Below are 18405 nucleotides of genomic sequence, written 5' to 3' on the forward strand. Positions count from 1 at the left end.
GCGGGCGGCGCGTGGCCGGCCCCGCCGCGCAAGACAAATACAAGCGGTGCGCCAGTGACTTAGGCGGTTTTCTGATCCCAGCCTTCGCCGCCGCCCTGCTTGCCGGTCACCGAGTACAGCGCGCCCGGCGCGTTGCGGGTGGCCTGGAACGCTTCCAGCGTCTGACCGCGCATCGCGGCGTAGATGTGCAGGTTGGACACGCCGACCACGGCGCCGAGTTTTTCCAGCCCGAAGAAGATGCAGCCGTAGCGGATCAGCGCATCCCAGTCGCGCTCGCGCAGCATGCGCTGCTCTTCGGCGCTAAGGTTGGCCGCAGCGAACGAGGCGCTCGGGTCGGCCAGGAACAGCTCGCGGTGCGCCGGGTGGATCATGTCGTGCAGGTAGCGGTTCAGCCGGTAGGCGCGGTGGCTGGTTGCCAGCGTGAACGGGTGGGTGCCGGCCAGCTGTTCCGCCCCGGCCAGCTCGCGTTCCATCGCGTGGCGCAGATCGGCGCTGCGCGCCTTGGGCAGCGCCACGTCGGCGTTTTCGTAGATGGCGGTGGCGATGCCGGTCATCGACGGCAGGTAGTAGGACTGGTGCACCTTGTTCACCTGCGCCGACAGCGCGCCGCGCATGATCAGCCACATGATCACCTCGGCGCCTTCCATGCCGCCCAGCTCGGCGTAGTCGGCCAGCGTCAGGCGGGTGAGCGCCTGCGGGTCTTTCTCGAACAGCTCGAGGAACTGCAGGTCCCACTCGGTATTGTTGAAGCCGCAACGCGCGCCGTGCACCTGGTGCGACAGGCCGCCGGTGGCGACGATGGCCACCTTGAGGTCTTGCGGGTAGCTCTCGATGGCGTCGCGCAGGGCTTTGCCGAGCTTGTAGCAGCGCGCGGCCGACGGCACCGGGAACTGCAGCACGCCCACCGCCAGCGGCACGATCGGGGTGTCCCAGGCCGTGCGGCTGTTGTTGAGCATCGACAGCGGCGACAGGCAGCCGTGATCCAGCGCCTTGTCCTGGAAGAACGACATGTCGAACTCGGCCGCCATCAGGCTGGCGCCCACGTGGCGCGCCAGCTCGGCATGGCCGGCCACCGGCGGCAGCGCGCGCGGGCCGCCGCCTTCGTCCGCCACCTGGTAGCTGCTGTCCACCCCGAGGGTGAACGCCGAGTAGTGGTCGAAGAAGAAAGAGGTGACGTGATCGTTGTAGATCATGAACAGCACGTCGGGCTGCTTCTGGGCCAGCCAGTGCTTGATCGGCTGGAAGGCTTCGAAGATCGGGGCCCATACCGGGTCGTCCTGCTTGTTGCGGTCTAGCGCGAAGCCGATGGTCGGGGTGTGCGAGCAGGCGATGCCGCCAATGATGGTTGCCATGTGCAATGTCTTTCTTTACGAGGCGGCCGGGTGGCCGCCGGGTCGTGCTGGTCGGTGGTGGTTCAGACGGTGGTGTCGCGGTTGCGGCTGCCCAGGATCGCCAGCGCGGCGATGCTGGCGGGCACGGCCAGGGTCAGGAAGATGGACTGGAAGCCCCAGCCCAGGCTCAGCAGCAGGCCGCCGATAGAGGAGCCGAGAATGCTGCCGAAGCGGCCCACGCCCAGCATCCAGCTCACGCCGGTGGCGCGGGCGATGGTGGGGTAGCAGCCGGGGGCGTAGGCGTTCAGGCCGGTCTGTGCGCCGCTGAGGCAGAAGCCGGTCAGCAGGATCACCGGCACGATCCACGGCGAGGTCAGGCCGGTCATGGCGAACAGCAGCAGCGCGCCGCCGCCGAGCAGGTAGGACAGGCTGATCACGCGGCTGGCGCCGGCACGGTCCATCGCCACGCCCACCAGCAGGCCGCCCAGGGTGCCGCCGAGCTGGAACATGGCGGTCAGCGTGGAGGCGCGGTCGATGCCCAGGCCGGCATCCTTCATCATGGTCGGCAGCCAGCTGGTGCTGAGGTAAATCACCAGCAGCCCCATGAAGTAGGTCAGCCACAGGCACAGGGTGCGCACGCCGTAGCCGCGGGAGAACAGCACCGCCAGCGGCTGCTTGGCGGCCACCGGCGCCTCCTGCAACTCGAAACGCTGCACCTGCTCCAGGCTGGAACGGGACACGCGCGACAGCACGCGGCGCACGCGCTCGGCCGGCGCATTGCGCACCACCAGGTAGCGGGCGGATTCCGGCAGCAGCACGAACAGCACCGGCAGCAACAGCAGTGGCAGCACGCCGCCGAAGGTCAGCACGCTCTGCCAGCCGAAGCGCGGCGTCAGGTAGGCAGCCACGAAGCCGATGGCGGCGGAGCCGAGGTTGAAGCCGGTGAACATGGCGGCGATCACGGTGGAACGGATGCGCTCCGGCACGTATTCCGCCATCAGCGTGCTGGCGTTGGGCATGGCCGCCCCCAGCGCCAGGCCGGTGAGGAAGCGCAGCGCGGTCATGCTCTGCAGATTGCCGGCATGCGCGGTGGCCAGCGTGGCCAGGCCGAAGGTCAGCACCGAGCCCAGCAGCACCTTGCGGCGACCGAACCAGTCCGACGAGGAGCCGGCCAGCAGCGCGCCGATGGCCAGGCCGATCGGCGCGGCGCCCATCACGATGCCGAACGCCGGCTTGGCGATGCCCCACTCCGCCAGGATGCTGGGCGCGACAAAGCCCATGATGGCCACGTCCATGCCGTCCACGGCCACGATCAGGAAACACAGGCCCACCAGCAACCACTGGTAGGCGGACATTTTGCGGTCGTTGATGAACGCCCGGACATCCAGAACTGCAGCTTGGTTCATAACGTTTCTCTCCATTTATTGTGTCTGTGTGGCGATCGGTTGCCACCGATGCCAGATGTCGCCCGCCGCTAGCGTGCGGGTCGATGGGTACTCAGGGCAGCTGCACCGCTCCCCTGAACAATGGGCGGGCGGTGCGCAGCAGCGACACGCCGGGAATGCCGTCCGCGCCGTGGCGCAGGCGGATGCTGAACTCGCCGCCGGGGTGCTCCACCGACAGCAGCGCCGGGTCCGCCAGCTGCGCCACGCCGTCGCAGACGGTGCCCGGCTGCACGCAGGCGCTGGCCACCGAGGCCGCGCCCAGCACGCCGATGGCGTCGTGACACTTATGCGGGATAAAGCTGCGGGTGTGGATAACGCCACCGTGCCGCGGCGGCGCGATCAGCGTCATCTTGGGCACCACCTTGTTGCGGACATCGCCCAAGCCCATGCGCGGGCCGATTGCCAGCCGGATCTGCTCCAGCCGTTGCTTGAACGGCAGATTGGCATCCAGCTCGGCCGGCGTCTCGTAGCCGCTGACGCCCAGCGCCTGCGCCGCCAGCAGCACCACCGGCATGCCGTTGTCGATGCAGGTCACCGCCACGCCGGCCACCAGCTCGCGGTAGTGGCCGGTGGGGTACAGCGCACCGCAGGAGGAGCCGGCTACATCGTGGAAGGCCAATTCGATGGGCGCCGCGCTGCCGGGCACGCCGCTGATGCGGGTGTCGCCGCGGTAGGCGACCTGGCCGCCGGGCGTGGCCAGCAGCGCCTCGCACAGCGAGCGGGTATTGAGCATGTGGATGCGCACGCGGCTGTACGGCGCCGTGGCTGCGAGCAGCCCTTCCTCGAGCGCGAACGGCGCCACCGCGGCCAGGATGTTGCCGCAGGTGGGGGCGTAGTCGATGCGGTTCTCGCCGATCACCAGCTGGCCGAACAGGTAGTCGACATCGGCATCCGCCCGGCTGGGGGGCGCGATGATCGCCAGCTTGGTGGTGAGCGGCAGGCCGCCGCCGATGCCGTCGATCTGCCGTTTGTCCTGGCCGTCCAGCGCCGCCAGCAGCAGGCGATCGCGCGCGGCGGGGTCGGCCGGCAGGTCGCGGGCATGGAAGAATGCCGCCTTGGAGGTGCCGCCGCGCATCCAGACGCAGGGCAGCTGGCGCAGCGCGCCATAGGCGTGGCGGGAGTCGGCCATGGTGTCTCTCCGTTGTCGTTGTGCTGACAACTATAGGTTCAAGCACCCGGCACGCCGTTGCCGCTTTGTGATGCTGCCTTCTGATTTTGTGATCGCCTGCGGCCAACCTTTGCCGCCGCCGCGGCCAGCGCCGGCCGCTAGCCAGCAGCCTGTTGCGCGATGTGGTGGGCGGCGCGGTGCAAATGCGCCAGCAGCTGCCGCATCAGCGGCTGCAGCACCGATTCCGGGCGCAGGATGGCGCCGACCCGCAGCGGCAGCCCCTGCTCGCGGACGGGGATCACCGCCATCTGCTGCGAGAATGGCGGCAGGCTGACGATCTGCTGCGGCATCAGCGCCACATAGTCGCTGGCGCTGACCAGCGACAGCAGCCCCAGCGTGGAGTTGACCGTGGCACCGCGCGGCGGCGCGCTCAGGCCGTGCTGCTCGTACAGCACCCGTGCATAACCGACGCCAAACTCGGCGCCGGTATATACCCACGGCGCCGCCTGCAGCTCGGCCAAGCTGGCAGCGGCCAACCAGGCGCTGCCCAGGCGCGCGGCCGGCACCATGCAGGTTGTCAGCAATGGCTCGGTATGGAATTCGCCCAGCGACAGATCGTCGGGAATGCCGCCGATGATGATGTCCATCTCGCCGGTGCGCAGCTGTTGCAGCTGCGCCACGTACAGCGCCTCGCTGATGCGCAGGCGGATGTCAGGAAAGCGCGGCACGAAGGTGCGCAGCATCTCCGGGATCAGCAGCATCACCGCCAGCGGCACCGCGCCGATATGCAGGCTGCCCACCATCTGGCCGCCCAGCTGGCCGATCTCCTCCACCGCGGCGTCCAGCTCGCGGCAGGCGCGCAGCGCCCGCCCGTACAGCACCTTGCCTTCGGCGGTGGGCTCCACCCCGCGCGAGCTGCGCTGCAGCAGCGGTGCCGACAGCTCCAGCTCCAGCTCGCGCACCATCTTGCTTAGCGCCGGCTGCGACATCTGCAGCCGCCGCGCCGCGCCACGCAGGCTGCCCTCCTCCACCGCCATCACCAGTGCCTGCAGCGCCGCCAGTTTCATGCCGTGCTCCCCTCGTCTTTTGATAACCGTAAGTTATCACCAGAACGGTTTTGCCATCTGCACAGAATCATGGCAGCAGCGCAGTATCGCCAGACCGCGACCAGGCCGGCAGCAGTGCCGGCCGGGCCGGCACCCCACCCTCGCAAGCAAGGAGAGCACGATGCCCGCCCAGCCGGCAGACGACACCCTGCGCTACCTGCGCGTGTTCATGGCCATCGCCCAGACCCGCAGCATCTCGCGCGCCGCCGAGCGCATCTTCAAGGCGCCGTCGGCGGTCACCCGCAGCCTGGCGCAGCTGGAGGCGCAGCTGGGCAGCGCGCTGTTCGAACGCCGCCCGCGCGGCATGCTGCTCAACAGCTATGGCGAAGCGGTGTACCAGCGCAGCATGCGCATTCACGCTGAAATCCACAGCGCGGCGCAAGCGCTGGCGCGCGAACAGCCGGCCAGCATCGACCCGGCCTCGCTGACACAGCTGTTGATGAGCGGCAACAAGCTGCGCATCTTTGTCAGCCTGGCCGAGCAGCAGCGCATCAGCACCGTCTGCCAGCAGCTGGCGCTGAGCAAATCCGGGGTGCTGATGTCGCTGGCGCGGCTGGAGGAAGCCATCGGCCAGCAGCTGTTCCAGCGCATGGCGCACGGCCTGGTGGCCACCGACAGCGCGGCGCGGCTGCTGCTGCACGCCAGGCGCGCCTTTGCCGAGATCCGCCACATCCAGGCCGACCTGTCGGCGCTGCACGGCTCGCTCCGCGGCACCGTCACCGTGGGTGCACTGCCGCTGTGCCGCACCCAGCTGCTGCCGGCGGCCATCGCCCGCACCCTGGCCCGGCACCCCGGCCTGAAAATCCGCACCTGCGAAAGCCCGTTTGCCGAGCTGGCCAAGGGACTGCACTGCGGCGACATCGACTTCATCTTCGGCGCGCTGCGCCACGACGACGACAGCGCGCACTACACCAGCCAGCCGCTGTTCCGCGACGAGGTCGCCGTGTTCTGCCGCGCCGGCCACCCGCTGAGCAAGCTCACGCCGGCCAGCCTGGAGGAACTGGGCGACGCCGGCTGGATCCTGCCGCGGCAGGATTCTCCGGCCCGCCAGGCCTGGCAGCAGGCCTACGCCGCCAGTGGTCGCAGCGCGCCGGAACCGTCGGTGGAAACCGGCGACCTGGCGCTGGTGCGCAGCCTGCTGATCAACAGCGACCTGATCACCGCCTGCTCGCCGCACCAGCTGCACTACGAACTGCGTAGCGGCCAGATCGTGCCGCTGCCGCTCAAGCTCGGCAACAGCCGGCGCGACATCGGGCTGACCCAGCGCCAGGGCTGCCCGTCCTCCCCCGCCATCGAGGCGCTGCTGCAGGAGATCCGCCACTGCTGCGCGGCGCTGACACCACTGCAGCTGGCCGCCTGAGCCGTGCGGCCAACCTTGCCACCCGGAACGGCCCAGCGGCGCTAGCCCGCTGCCAGCCGCATGCTGATTGCCAGGCGCTGCCCCGGCGCCAGCCAGTGGCCGCCGGTTTGTTCCGCGGGGTGGGCAGCCAGGTTGGGGAAATCCGGCACCTGGGTGCAGGGTTCCAGGCAGAAGAAATCCTGCCCCGGCGGGGTGTAGAGAGTGAGCAGATCGGCCGGCCCGCTGACCTGTAGCTGCAATTGCAGGCCGGCGTGGCGGATGCTCAGCGTGCCGCCCCAGCCATAGGCGGTGTTGTCCAGCGGCCAGTCGTCCGGGTGCAGGCCGGCGGCCAGTGCGCCCGCCAGCGGCGTCGCCGCCTCCGAGAACAGCGGCAGGATGGCGGCATCCGCCTGCCACAGGCCGGCGATATGTGTCTGCAGCCGGGTATCGGCATGGCGTGGAAAGTAGGGGTGCAGGCCAATGCCATAGGGCAGCGTCTGCGCCGCCTCGTTGCGCAGCGACAGTTCCAGTGTCAGCCCGGTGGCATACAGCGTGATGTGCTGGGTGGCACTGAAGCGGTACGGCCCGGCGCCGTCGCTCACCCGCAGCTGCAGCGTGGCGTGATCCGCCCGCTGCGCTAGCAGCTGCCACGGCAGCCGCCAGCCGATGCCGTGCAGAAAGTGGTTGGCCTGCCACGGCGGCGGCAGGCTGAGCTGGCTGCCATCCGGCAGGTGGAAGCGGCCATCGCGCAGCCGGCCGCACAAGGGCAGCATCGGGAAGCAGGCCATGCCTGCCACCGTGCCCTGTGCAATGTCAGCATCGCTGGCAGGGCGCAGCAGGTGCAGCCGCTCGGCGCCGGTCTGCAGATAGCAGCGGGCGATGCTGCCGCCGGCCTGCGGCAGCAGTTCGGCATGCAGTGGCCCGTGCCGCAGCGCCAGCAGCACCATGTCAGCCGGCAAACGCGTACGGCGCCAGACCGCGCACGCCTTGCGGGTCGATTTCGAACACGCTGCCGGCCTGCGGCTGTGCGGCCAACGTTGCCGCGCTCAGGCCATCGCGGGCGGTGCTTACCGCCAGCCGCTCCAGCCGTTCGCCAAAGAACGCCACATTGGTCACCAGCGCCACCGGCAGCCGGATGCGACGCAGCAGGCTGCCGTCCGGCGCGAAGCGCGACACGCAGCCGCCCTCCCAGTGCGCCACCCACAGGCAGCCTTCGGCATCCACCGTCATGCCGTCCGGGTAGCCTTCCTGCGGCGAAAACACCTTCCACACCTCGCGCAGCCCCGGTGTGCCATCTTCTGCCAGCGGGTAGCGGTAGATGGTGCGCAGGAAGGAATCGGTGTGGTACATCAGCTGCCCGTCGGGCGAGAAGCACGGCCCGTTGCAGATGTGGTAGCCGCTGTCCACCACCTGCCAGCTCAGGTCTGGCCGCAGCCGGTACAGCCGGCCATGGGCGCCAGCCGGGTCGCTGTCGCTCATCGAGCCGGCGAAAATGCTGCCGTCGCGCCAGGCCTTGGCATCGTTCAGCCGCATGCCGGGCTGGCGCGGGTGCGGGTTGGCAATCGGCTGCAGCGTGGCCTCATCCCCCAGTTGCAGCAGGGCGAAGCCGTCGCGCATGCCGGCCACCCAGCCGCCCCGGCTGCGCGGTATCACCCAGCCCGCCAGATCCGGCAGCTGCCACTGGCGGTACAGGCTGCCATCCGCCTGCAGCGCGTACACCGTGTGCTGGCGGATGTCGACGAAGTACAGCCGCGCTTCTACCGCCGACCAGTACAGCCCCTCGCCCAGCACCGCGCGGGCGTCATGCAGCAGGCGTGCCTCGCTCATCAGGTCCACCCGGCGTCCACCACGAATTCCTGCGCGGTGATCATGCGGCTGTCGTCCGCCGCCAGGAACAGTGCCATGCGCGCGATATCGTCGCCGTGCAGGCGGCCGGCCAGGCACTGGTTGGCGTCTATCATCTGCTCGCCGGCGGCATCCACCCACAGCCGCAGCTGTTTCTCGGTCATCACCCAGCCGGGGGTAAGCGTGTTGACGCGCACGCCCTGCTTGCCCAGGTCGCGCGCCAGCGCACGGGTCATGCCGATGGTGGCTGCCTTGCAGGTTTCGTACACCGGGTAGCCGGCGCCCTTGATCTTCCAGCTGATGGAGCTGAGGTTGACGATGGCGCCGCCACCGCCAGCCACCATGTCGGCGGCGGCCTGCTGCGCGGCAAAGAAGCCGGCGCGCAGGTTGATGGCCACCATCTGGTCGAAGTAGTCCGCGCTGACCGTGGCCAGCTGGTGGCGGTCATCGTTGGCCGCATTGTTGATCAGGATGTCCACCCGGCCCAGCGCTTCGCGGGCGGCGGCAAAGGCGCCGGCGATGTCCTCCACCCGGCTCATGTCGCAGGGCAGGAACAGCGGCGTGGGGCCCAGCGCGGCGGCGGCCTGCAGCACCTGCGTGGCTGCCTCGCGGTTGCGGCCGGTAAAGGCCACCCGCGCGCCCTGCGCCGCGAAGGCGGTAACGATGTCGGCACCGATGCCGGAACTGCCGCCGGTGATGAAGACCACCTTGCCGGCCAGGCTGGGATAGTGTGCGTACTGGCTCATGTCTCTCTCTTTGTATGTGTTGTCCGACCGCTGTTATGTGGCGCGGTCTTGATCGGTCTGCCGCTTGCGGCCAACCCTAGTGCGATTCGCGCGGCACCGCGGCACCGCTGCTGCCCACCAGGAAATCCAGGTCGGCGCCCAGGTGCGCCTGCTGCACGTGCTTGACGTACAGATGGTACCAGCCGCGCGACGGCTGCTCCGGCGCCACCCACTGCTCGCGGCGGCGCGCCAGCTCGGCGTCGCTGACATGCAGATGCAGGCGGCGCCCCGGCACGTCCAGCTCGATCAGGTCGCCGTTCTGCACCAGCGCCAGCGGGCCGCCGATGGCCGCTTCCGGCGAGGTGTGCAGCACCACGGTGCCGTAGGCTGTGCCGCTCATGCGTGCATCGGAGATGCGCACCATGTCGGTGATGCCCTTCTGCAGCACCTTGGGCGGCAGCTGCATATTGCCCACCTCGGCCATGCCGGGGTAGCCGCGCGGGCCGCAGTTCTTCAACACCAGCACGCAGTGCTCGTCCACGTCCAGCTCCGGGTCGTCGATGCGGGCGTGGTAGTCGTCGATATCCTCGAACACCACCGCGCGGCCGGTGTGGCTCATCAGTGCCGGCGTGGCGGCGGACGGCTTGATCACCGCGCCGTCCGGCGCCAGGTTGCCTTTCAGCACCGCGATGCCGGCATCCGGCTTGAACGGCTCGGCGCGCGGGCGGATCACCTCGCGGTTGTAGCACGGCGCGGCGGCGGAGTTCGCCACGATGCTGTTGCCGTTGGCGCTGACAGTGTTGGCATGCAGCACGCCGGAGATTTCGCGTATCACCGCCGGCAGGCCGCCGGCGTAGTAGAAGTCTTCCATCAGGAACTGGCCGGACGGCTGCAGGTTCACCAGGCAGTCCATCTCGCGGCCCAGGCGGTCCCAGTCGTCCAGCGTCAGCGGCACGCCGATGCGGCCGGCCAGCGCCAGCAGGTGGATCACCGCATTGGTACTGCCGCCTATCGCCGCGTTGACGCGGATGGCGTTCTCGAACGCCTCGCGGGTGAGGATCTTGGACATGGTGAGGTCTTCCTTCACCATCTCCACGATGCGGCGGCCGGTGAGCTGCGCCAAGCGGTTGCGGCGCGAATCCACCGCCGGAATGGCGGCGTTCTCCGGCAGTGACATGCCCAGCGCTTCCACCATGCTGGCCATGGTGGAGGCAGTGCCCATGGTCATGCAGCTACCCTTGGAGCGGTGCATGCAGGACTCGGAGGCCACGAACTCCTCCATGCTCATCTGCCCGCCGCGCACCATCTCCGACATCATCCACACCCCGGTGCCGGAACCCACATCCTTGCCGCGGAACTTGCCGTTGAGCATCGGCCCGCCGGACAGGCCGATGGTAGGCAGGTCACAGCTGGCGGCGCCCATCAGCAGCGAGGGCGTGGTCTTGTCGCAGCCCATCAGCAGCACCACGCCGTCTATCGGGTTGCCGCGAATGGACTCTTCCACGTCCATGCTGGCCAGGTTGCGGAACAGCATGGCGGTTGGCCGCAGCTGGGTTTCGCCCAGCGACATCACCGGGAACTCCAGCGGAAAGCCGCCGGCCTCGTACACGCCGCGTTTGACGAACTCGGCCAGCTCGCGGAAGTGGCCGTTGCATGGCGTCAGTTCGGACCAGGTATTGCAGATGCCGATCACCGGCCGGCCATCGAACAGATCGTCCGGGTAACCCTGGTTCTTCACCCAGCTGCGGTGCATGAAGCCGTCGCGGTCCTGTTTGCCGAACCAGCCCTGGCTGCGTAGTGTCTTCTTGGCATTGCTCATGATGTGTTCCCGTGGCTACTGCACTGTGGCGTGCGTGATGGAAACATCCTAGCAACACATATCGATGCCAAACCAATGAAAAAATCGGCAAAACCGATATCGAAAAAAACATCAATCAGACAGTAAAGCTGCTGCCATACAGCTCGTTGGCCACCTCGCGCAGCGTGCGCATCATCAGTACCGCGCCGGGCGACAGCTGCTGGTCGCGCAGGGTGATGAAGCCGAATTCGTCCATCTTGCACGGGAAGTTGATCGGCAGGACGCGCAGCATGCCGTAGCGGCTGTAGTGCTCTGCCACCCGGGTGGCGATGGCGCTCAGCATGTCGGTGGATTCCAGCAGCGTGGTGGTCACCAGTTGCGACACGGTCTCCACCACATTGCTGGGCGGGTCGATGTTCTGCTGCCGGAAGCCCATGTCGATGCGGTGGCGCAGCACGCTGCCGGCCGGGGTCAGCACCCAGCCGGCGGAAAACACGTCGCGCAGCCCCAGCCCCGCCACGTTGAGCAGCGGGTGGCCGGGGCGGCAGACGATGCTGATCGGCTCCTCGGCGATGGCCTCGTACACCAGGCTGCTCTTGTCCTGCTGCTGCAGGATGCGGCCGATCATGATGTCCAGCTTGCCGGCCATCAGCCGCGGCAGCAGCATGTCACTGGTATCGATGGTGACGCTGATATCCAGCAGCGGGTACTGCTGCTTGATGCGGGCAATGGCCTGCGGCACCAGCTGCGTGCCGGGGTCGGTAATCGCGCCGATGCGCACCTGCCCCATCTGCCCGGCCTTCAGCGCGTGAATCTCCTCATGCGCCTGGTTGAGGCTGGACAGCACCTTGCGCGCGTGGCGGATCATGATCTCGCCGTACCAGGTTGGCCGCATGCCGCGCGGCAGGCGCTCGAACAGCGGCACCTCCAGCATGTCTTCCAGCTCCTTGAGCAGCTTGGACACCGCCGGTTGCGTCATCAGCAGCGCCTCGGCGGTGCGGTGGATGTTGCGCTCCTCGTCCAGCGCCACCAGCAGCAACAGCTGCCGCGTCTTCAGCCGCGAACGGATGAACCAGTTGTGGTAATTGCCCGCCATGCCCGCTCTCCAATCGATACAAAAATCAGTATCAATAATGGCATTTTTTTCATTAGTTGAGCATCACTTCTGGCGATAGTATGGATTCAACACCCAGCCAGGAGTCCGCTTCATGTTGTTGATCCAGTATCTCGACACCGATGGCCAGCCTGCCGTCGGCCTGCTGTCCGCCGACGGCGAGCAGTACCGCCCGCTCGTCGGCCTGACCTCCACCTACACACTGGCGCAGGCCGCCATTGCCAGCGGCCGCGACCTGGCCGCCGCGCTGCAGGACTACCCGCTGGGCGCGCCCGCCCCCTATGCCGAACTGCTCGACCGCGGCGCGCTGCTGCCGCCGCTCACCCACCCGGACCCGGCGCACTGCTACGTTACCGGCACCGGCCTCACCCACCTGGGCAGCGCCGCCACCCGCGACCAGATGCACCAGAAGCTGAACCGGCAGGAGCATGCCGAGCTGACCGACAGCATGAAGATCTTCCAGCTGGGGCTGGAAGGCGGCCGCCACCAGAGCGGCCAGCCCGGCGTGCAGCCGGAATGGTTCTACAAGGGCGACGGCGGCATCGTGGCCGCGCCGGGCCAGCCGCTACCGGCGCCGGATTTCGCGCTGGACTACGGCGAGGAGCCGGAGCTGGTGGGGCTGTACATCATCGACCCGTGCGGCCAACCTTGCCGGCTGGGCTTCGCGGTGGGCAACGAGTTCTCCGACCACGTCACCGAGCGGCAGAATTACCTGTACCTGGCGCATTCCAAGCTGCGCCCCTGCGCCATCGGGCCGGCGCTGCGCATCGGTGCGCTGCCGGCGGCGCTGAGCGGCGACAGCCGCATCGAGCGCGACGGCAAGATCGTGTGGCAGAAGCCGTTCCTCACCGGCGAGGCCAATATGTGCCACAGCCTGGCCAACCTGGAATACCACCACTTCAAATACCAGCAGTTCCTGCGCCCGGGCGACGTGCACCTGCACTTCTTCGGCACCGCCACGCTGAGCTTTGCCGACGGGGTGAAGGTTGAAGCAGGCGACGAGTTCGTGATTCATATTCCCGAATTCGGCCCGGCGCTGCGCAACCCGGTGGCGCGCGCGCCGGCCGCCTTCGACATCGAAGGAGTGCGCGCGCTATGAAACTGCCGCTGTTCCGCAACTACATCAACGGCCGCTGGGTGAACGGTTCCACCACCGGCCTGAACGAGAACCCGTCCGACCTCGACAACCCGGTGGGCGAATACGCCCGCGGCAGCGCCGCCGACACCGGCGAGGCGATGGAAGCTGCCAGCGCCGCGCTGGGCGACTGGTCGCACAGCAGCATCCAGCGCCGCGCCGACATCCTGCAGACGGTGGGCAACGAGCTGCTGGCGCGCCAGGACGAGATCGGCCTGCTGCTGGCGCGCGAGGAAGGCAAGACCCTGCCGGAGGCGGTGGCCGAGGTTGGCCGCGCCGGGCAGATCTTCCGCTTCTTTGCCGGCGAGGCGCTGCGCATCGGCGGCGAGCTGCTGGCCTCGGTGCGCCCCGGCGTCAGCGTGGAGGTGAGCCACGAGCCGGTGGGCGTGGTCGGCATCATCACGCCGTGGAATTTCCCCATCGCCATCCCGGCGTGGAAGATCGCGCCGGCGCTGGCCTACGGCAACACCGTGGTGTTCAAGCCGGCCGAGCTGGTGCCGGGCTGCGCCTGGGTGCTGGCCGACATCCTGCACCGCGCCGGCATCCCGGCCGGGGTGTTCAATATGGTGATGGGCAGCGGCCGGCTGGTGGGGCAGAGCCTGGTGCAGCACCCGGCGCTGAACGCCATCAGCTTCACCGGCTCCGCCGGCGTCGGCCAGCAGATCCTGGACAGCGCCGGCAAGCGCGGGGTGAAGGTACAGCTGGAGATGGGCGGCAAGAACCCGCTCGTGGTACTGGCCGATGCCGACCTGGACATCGCGGTGCAGGCCGCGGTCAACGGCGCCTACTTCTCCACCGGCCAGCGCTGCACCGCCTCCAGCCGGCTGATCATCGAGCAGGGTATTTACGAGCCGTTCCTGGCGCGGCTGCAGCAGAAGCTGGCCAGCCTGCGGGTGGACAACGCCACCCTGCCCGGCAGCGACATCGGCCCGGTGGTGGACGAAAAACAGCTGGCCACCGACCTGGACTACCTGCGCATCGCGCGCGAGGAAGGCGCCCGCAGCCTGTTCGGCGGCGAAGTGCTCAGCCGCGCCAGCCGCGGCCACTACCTGCAGCCGGCGCTGCTGGCGGCCACGCCGCAGATGCGCATCGCCCGCGAGGAAGTGTTCGGCCCGGTGGCGGTGGCGATGGCGGCGGAATCGTTCGAGCACGCGCTGCAGCTGGCCAACGACACCGAGTTCGGCCTGTGCGCCGGCATCTGCACCCGCTCGCTGCGCCACGCCAGCGAATTCAAACGCCGCAGCCGGAGCGGCATGGTGATGGTGAACCTGCCCACCGCCGGCGTGGATTACCACGTGCCGTTCGGCGGCCGCGGCGCCTCCAGCCACGGCCCGCGCGAGCAGGGTCATTACGCGATGGCGTTCTACACCACAGTCAAGACCGCCTACACCGCGCCCTGAGCGTAAACAACTGTTTTAACGCCGATCTGCTGCCGGATAATGCCGCAGAACCATCGTGTCACCCACCACTGGCCGTCCGAGCCAGGCAGTGACCGGTCATACACAGAGAGAGAAAGAGGAGATGGTCATGAAACAACACACACTGGCGATTCTGCTGGGCCTGGCCGGTCTGGCACCGTTGGCCGCGCACGCCGCCGACAAGGGGATGGTTGCCATTTCGATGCCGACCAAGTCGTCGGCACGCTGGATCGCCGACGGCAGCAATATGGTCAAGTACCTGCAGGCCAAGGGCTACAAGACCGACCTGCAGTACGCCGAGGATGACATCCCCAACCAGCTGGCGCAGATCGAGAACATGATCACCAAGGGGCCCAAGGTGCTGGTGATTGCCGCCATCGACGGCACCACGCTGTCCGATGCGCTCTCCAAGGCCGCCAGCAAGGGCATCAAGGTGATTGCCTATGACCGCCTGATCAAGGGCTCCAAGAACGTGGACTATTACGCCACCTTCGACAACTTCCAGGTGGGCGTGATCCAGGGCGGCTACATCGAGAAGGCGCTGCACCTGAAGGACGGCAAGGGCCCGTACAACATCGAGCTGTTCGGCGGCTCGCCGGACGACAACAACGCCTTCTTCTTCTACAACGGCGCCATGTCGGTGCTGAAGCCCTACATCGACAAGGGCAAGCTGGTGGTGCGCAGCAAGCAGCTGGGCATGGACAAGGTCTCCACCCTGCGCTGGGACGGCGCGGTGGCGCAGGCGCGCATGGACAACCTGCTCAGCGCCAACTACAGCAGCGCCAAGGTGGACGCCGTTCTCTCCCCGTATGACGGCCTGAGCATCGGCATCATCTCCTCGCTCAAGGGCGTGGGCTACGGCACGCCCAAGCTGCCGATGCCGGTGGTGACCGGCCAGGACGCCGAGCTGCCGTCGGTGAAATCGATCCTGGCCAAGGAACAGTCGCAGACCGTGTTCAAGGACACCCGCGAGCTGGCCAAGGTGACCAGCGACATGATCGACGCCATGCTGGCGGGCAAGCCGGTACCGGTGAACGACACCAAGACCTACAACAACGGCGTGAAGATCGTGCCCTCCTATCTGCTCAAACCAGTCAGTGTGGACATCAGCAACTGGAAGCCGGTGCTGGTGGATACCGGCTACTACTCCAAGGGCATGTTCTAACCGATCCGGCCACGCCGGCGGGGCCACCCGCCGGTGCCGGCGCGGCATGAGGGTCGAAGGTTGGCCGCATGCGCGCCGGCGCGGATTCGACGGTACCGCCCTGCCCGCCGCGCGCCGGCAGCCAGGGCTACACGACGGGACGAAGCAGTGGAAACAATTCTGGAAATGCGCAGCATCACCAAGGAATTCCCCGGGGTGGTGGCGCTGAACCAAGTCAATCTCTCGGTGCGGGCGGGCGAAATCCACGCCATCGTCGGCGAGAACGGCGCCGGCAAGTCCACGCTGATGAAAGTGCTCAGCGGCGTCTACCCGCACCACAGCTACAGCGGCGAGATCGCCTTTGCCGGCCAGGTGCAGGCATTTCGCGACATCCGCGATTCGGAGCGGCTGGGCATCATCATCATCCACCAGGAGCTGGCGCTGGTGCCGCAGCTGTCGATTGCGGAAAACATCTTCCTGGGCAACGAGCCGGGCCGCCACGGCGTCATCGACTGGCACCAGGTGTATGCGCGCACCAGCGCGCTGCTGCAGAAAGTGGGGCTGAAGGAGGCCCCCACCACCCGCATCAGCGACTTGGGGGTGGGCAAGCAGCAGCTGGTGGAAATCGCCAAGGCGCTGTCCAAGAACGTGCGGCTGCTGATCCTGGACGAGCCTACCGCCAGCCTGAACGAAACCGACAGCGACGCGCTGCTGGAGCTGCTGCTGGAGCTGCAGCGGGAGGGCATCACCTCGATCCTGATCTCGCACAAGCTGAACGAAATCGCCAAGGTGGCCGACCGCATCACGGTGATACGCGACGGCATGGCCATCGAAACCATGGACTGCGCCGACGCGCCGATACCGGAAAACCGCGTGATCCAGCGCATGGTTGGCCGCGAGATGTCGGACCGCTACCCGCGCCGCCAGCCGCAGATCGGCGGCACGGTGTTCGAGGTGCGCAACTGGCGCGCCAGCCACCCGCAGCACCCGGAGCGGCAGCTGCTGAAGGACATCAACCTGCACGTGCGCCGCGGCGAGATCGTGGGCATTGCCGGGCTGATGGGCGCCGGCCGTACCGAGCTGGCGATGAGCATCTTCGGCCGCAGCTACGGCCAGCGCATCCAGGGCGATGTCTACCTGCACGGCCAGGCGGTGGATGTCAGCACCATCCGCAAGGCGATACGCCACGGCATCGCCTACGTCACCGAGGACCGCAAGGGCCTGGGGCTGGTGCTGCACGACGACATCGCCCGCAACATCAGCCTGCCCAATCTGTCGCGGGTGGCGCGGGCCGGGGTAATAGACCAGGCGCGCGAGGTGACCGTGGCGCGCGAGTTCCGCGAGAAGCTGCGCATCCGCTGTTCCGGCGTGACGCAGCCGGTGGTGAACCTGTCCGGCGGCAACCAGCAGAAGGTGGTGCTGAGCAAGTGGCTGTTCTCGCAGCCCGAGGTGCTGATCCTGGACGAACCCACCCGCGGCGTGGACGTGGGCGCCAAGTACGAGATCTACACCATCATCAGCCAGCTGGCCGCCGAGGGTAAGTGCGTGCTGATGATCTCGTCGGAGATGCCGGAACTGCTGGGCATGTGCGACCGCATCTACGTGATGAACGAAGGCAGCATAGTGGCGGAGTTCCCCGCCGCCGAAGCTTCACAGGAAAAGATCATGAGCGCGATCGTACGCGCCGGGAGCGAGAAATGAACGACCACACCGTGACCCTGCCGCCGGCGGCGGCGGGCAAGAAATACAGCGGCTTCCTGCGCCGCAACTTCCGCGACTACGCGATGTTCCTGTCGCTGATCGTGATCATGCTGTTCTTCCAGCTGCAGACCGACGGCACGCTGCTGATGCCGCTCAACCTCACCAACCTGGTGCTGCAGAACAGCTACATCGTGATCATGGCGCTGGCCATGCTGCTGGTGATCGTGGCCGGCCACATCGACTTGTCGGTGGGCTCGGTGGCGGGCTTCATCGGCGCGCTGGCGGCGGTGCTGATGGTGCAGCACGAGGTGCCGGTGTTCGTCGCCACCGGCGTCTGCCTGCTGGCCGGCGCCGTCATCGGCGCGGTGCAGGGCTATTTCGTGGCCTACCACCGCATCCCGTCGTTCATCGTCACCCTGGCCGGCATGCTGGTATTCAAGGGCCTGGCGCTGACGCTGCTGGATGGCCAGTCCATCGGCCCGTTCCCAGAAGTGTTCCAGAAACTCAGCTCCGGCTTCATCCCGGAAGCCTTCGACAGCGACGGCCTGCACATCAGCTCGCTGCTGCTGGGCTGCACCGCGGCGGTGGCCTTGCTGCTGCTGGCGGTGAAACAGCGCGCCGCCCACCTGCGCCACGGCATGGAAGAAGAGCCCGGCCATTTCTTCTGGGCCAAGCAGCTGCTGATTGGCGCCATCATCGTGTTCTTCAGCTACAAGCTGGCCGCCTACAAGGGCCTGCCCAATGTGCTGATCATCATGTGCCTGCTGGTGGCGCTGTACCAGTTCGTCACCAACCGCACCACCGTCGGCCGCCGCATCTACGCGCTGGGCGGCAACGAGAAGGCCACCCGCCTGTCCGGCATCAACACCCAGCGGCTGACCTTCTACACCTTCGTCAATATGGGCGTGCTGGCGGCGCTGGCCGGGCTGGTGTTCGCCGCGCGGCTGAACACCGCCACGCCGAAAGCCGGCCTCGGCTTCGAGCTGGACGTGATCGCCGCCTGCTTCATCGGCGGGGCCTCCGCCTCCGGCGGCGTGGGTAAGGTGATGGGCGCGGTGATCGGCGCCTTCATCATGGGGGTGATGAACAACGGCATGTCCATCCTCGGCATCGGCATCGATTACCAGCAGGTGATCAAGGGCCTGGTGCTGCTGGCCGCGGTGTGGGTGGACGTTTACTACAAGAACAAATAAGGC

At 67.7% G+C, this 18405-nt stretch carries 15 protein-coding genes; 6 read left to right on the forward strand and 9 right to left on the reverse strand.

Annotated elements, in window-relative coordinates; translation table 11 throughout:
* Nucleotides 1-59: 59 nt before the first annotated feature.
* The 4 genes from ACFOLG_RS13900 to ACFOLG_RS13915 all read right to left on the reverse strand — a co-directional run bounded on the left by ACFOLG_RS13900 (nucleotide 60) and on the right by ACFOLG_RS13915 (nucleotide 4951).
* Nucleotides 60-1352 carry a gallate dioxygenase gene (locus tag ACFOLG_RS13900; protein ID WP_386092860.1) on the reverse strand — a complete coding sequence of 431 codons (1293 nt, stop codon included), beginning with the start codon at nucleotides 1350-1352 and terminating at the stop codon, nucleotides 60-62.
* A 62-nt stretch (nucleotides 1353-1414) separates the two neighbouring features.
* Nucleotides 1415-2737 carry an MFS transporter gene (locus ACFOLG_RS13905; protein WP_386092862.1) on the reverse strand — a complete coding sequence of 441 codons (1323 nt, stop codon included), beginning with the start codon at nucleotides 2735-2737 and terminating at the stop codon, nucleotides 1415-1417.
* A 91-nt stretch (nucleotides 2738-2828) separates the two neighbouring features.
* Nucleotides 2829-3905 carry a 4-oxalomesaconate tautomerase gene (locus tag ACFOLG_RS13910; protein WP_386092864.1) on the reverse strand — a complete coding sequence of 359 codons (1077 nt, stop codon included), beginning with the start codon at nucleotides 3903-3905 and terminating at the stop codon, nucleotides 2829-2831.
* A 137-nt stretch (nucleotides 3906-4042) separates the two neighbouring features.
* A complete protein-coding gene (locus tag ACFOLG_RS13915; RefSeq protein WP_386092866.1) occupies nucleotides 4043-4951 on the reverse strand; it encodes a LysR family transcriptional regulator in 909 nt (302 codons plus the stop codon).
* Between the two features lie 160 nt (nucleotides 4952-5111).
* Between ACFOLG_RS13915 and ACFOLG_RS13920 the strand changes: the two genes are divergently transcribed.
* Complete coding sequence (locus tag ACFOLG_RS13920) at nucleotides 5112-6350, forward strand: LysR family transcriptional regulator (RefSeq protein WP_386092868.1); 1239 nt, start codon at nucleotides 5112-5114, stop codon at nucleotides 6348-6350.
* A gap of 41 nt (nucleotides 6351-6391) precedes the next feature.
* Here ACFOLG_RS13920 and ACFOLG_RS13925 read toward each other — a convergent pair whose 3' ends face one another.
* From ACFOLG_RS13925 to ACFOLG_RS13945, 5 genes are all read right to left on the reverse strand, one after another.
* Nucleotides 6392-7288 carry an aldose 1-epimerase gene (locus ACFOLG_RS13925; protein WP_386092870.1) on the reverse strand — a complete coding sequence of 299 codons (897 nt, stop codon included), beginning with the start codon at nucleotides 7286-7288 and terminating at the stop codon, nucleotides 6392-6394.
* A complete protein-coding gene (locus ACFOLG_RS13930; RefSeq protein ID WP_386092872.1) occupies nucleotides 7278-8156 on the reverse strand; it encodes an SMP-30/gluconolactonase/LRE family protein in 879 nt (292 codons plus the stop codon). The genes ACFOLG_RS13925 and ACFOLG_RS13930 overlap by 11 nt, the downstream gene beginning before the upstream one ends.
* Entirely contained in the window at nucleotides 8156-8920 is a 765-nt protein-coding gene (locus ACFOLG_RS13935) for an SDR family NAD(P)-dependent oxidoreductase (RefSeq protein WP_386092874.1), read from the reverse strand. Before ACFOLG_RS13935 ends, ACFOLG_RS13930 begins: the two co-directional genes overlap by 1 nt.
* A gap of 76 nt (nucleotides 8921-8996) precedes the next feature.
* Nucleotides 8997-10718, reverse strand: a complete 1722-nt coding sequence (locus ACFOLG_RS13940; protein ID WP_386092876.1) for an IlvD/Edd family dehydratase — start codon at nucleotides 10716-10718, stop codon at nucleotides 8997-8999.
* Nucleotides 10719-10833: 115 nt separating this feature from the next.
* A complete protein-coding gene (locus ACFOLG_RS13945; RefSeq protein ID WP_386092878.1) occupies nucleotides 10834-11793 on the reverse strand; it encodes a LysR family transcriptional regulator in 960 nt (319 codons plus the stop codon).
* Nucleotides 11794-11905: 112 nt separating this feature from the next.
* Here ACFOLG_RS13945 and araD1 point away from each other — a divergent pair, with 112 nt between their 5' ends.
* The 5 genes from araD1 (at nucleotide 11906) to mmsB (ending at nucleotide 18402) form a co-directional block, all read left to right on the forward strand.
* Nucleotides 11906-12910 (forward strand): AraD1 family protein, encoded by a 1005-nt coding sequence (gene araD1 / locus ACFOLG_RS13950; protein WP_386092880.1) that lies wholly within the window; start codon nucleotides 11906-11908, stop codon nucleotides 12908-12910.
* Entirely contained in the window at nucleotides 12907-14346 is a 1440-nt protein-coding gene (locus ACFOLG_RS13955) for an aldehyde dehydrogenase family protein (RefSeq protein ID WP_386092882.1), read from the forward strand. The genes araD1 and ACFOLG_RS13955 overlap by 4 nt, the downstream gene beginning before the upstream one ends.
* Nucleotides 14347-14473: 127 nt before the next feature.
* The gene (chvE, locus tag ACFOLG_RS13960) at nucleotides 14474-15529 is read left to right on the forward strand and encodes a multiple monosaccharide ABC transporter substrate-binding protein (RefSeq protein WP_386092884.1); all 1056 of its coding nucleotides are present in this window, start codon (nucleotides 14474-14476) and stop codon (nucleotides 15527-15529) included.
* Between the two features lie 147 nt (nucleotides 15530-15676).
* Entirely contained in the window at nucleotides 15677-17209 is a 1533-nt protein-coding gene (gene mmsA, locus ACFOLG_RS13965) for a multiple monosaccharide ABC transporter ATP-binding protein (RefSeq protein WP_386092886.1), read from the forward strand.
* On the forward strand, nucleotides 17206-18402 hold the full coding sequence (gene mmsB / locus ACFOLG_RS13970) for a multiple monosaccharide ABC transporter permease (protein ID WP_386092888.1): 1197 nt from the start codon (nucleotides 17206-17208) through the stop codon (nucleotides 18400-18402). Before mmsA ends, mmsB begins: the two co-directional genes overlap by 4 nt.
* Nucleotides 18403-18405 lie beyond the last annotated feature (3 nt).

Origin of the sequence: Vogesella facilis, assembly GCF_042648525.1 — a bacterium.
GTDB classification, from domain to species: Bacteria; Pseudomonadota; Gammaproteobacteria; order Burkholderiales; family Chromobacteriaceae; genus Vogesella; species Vogesella facilis.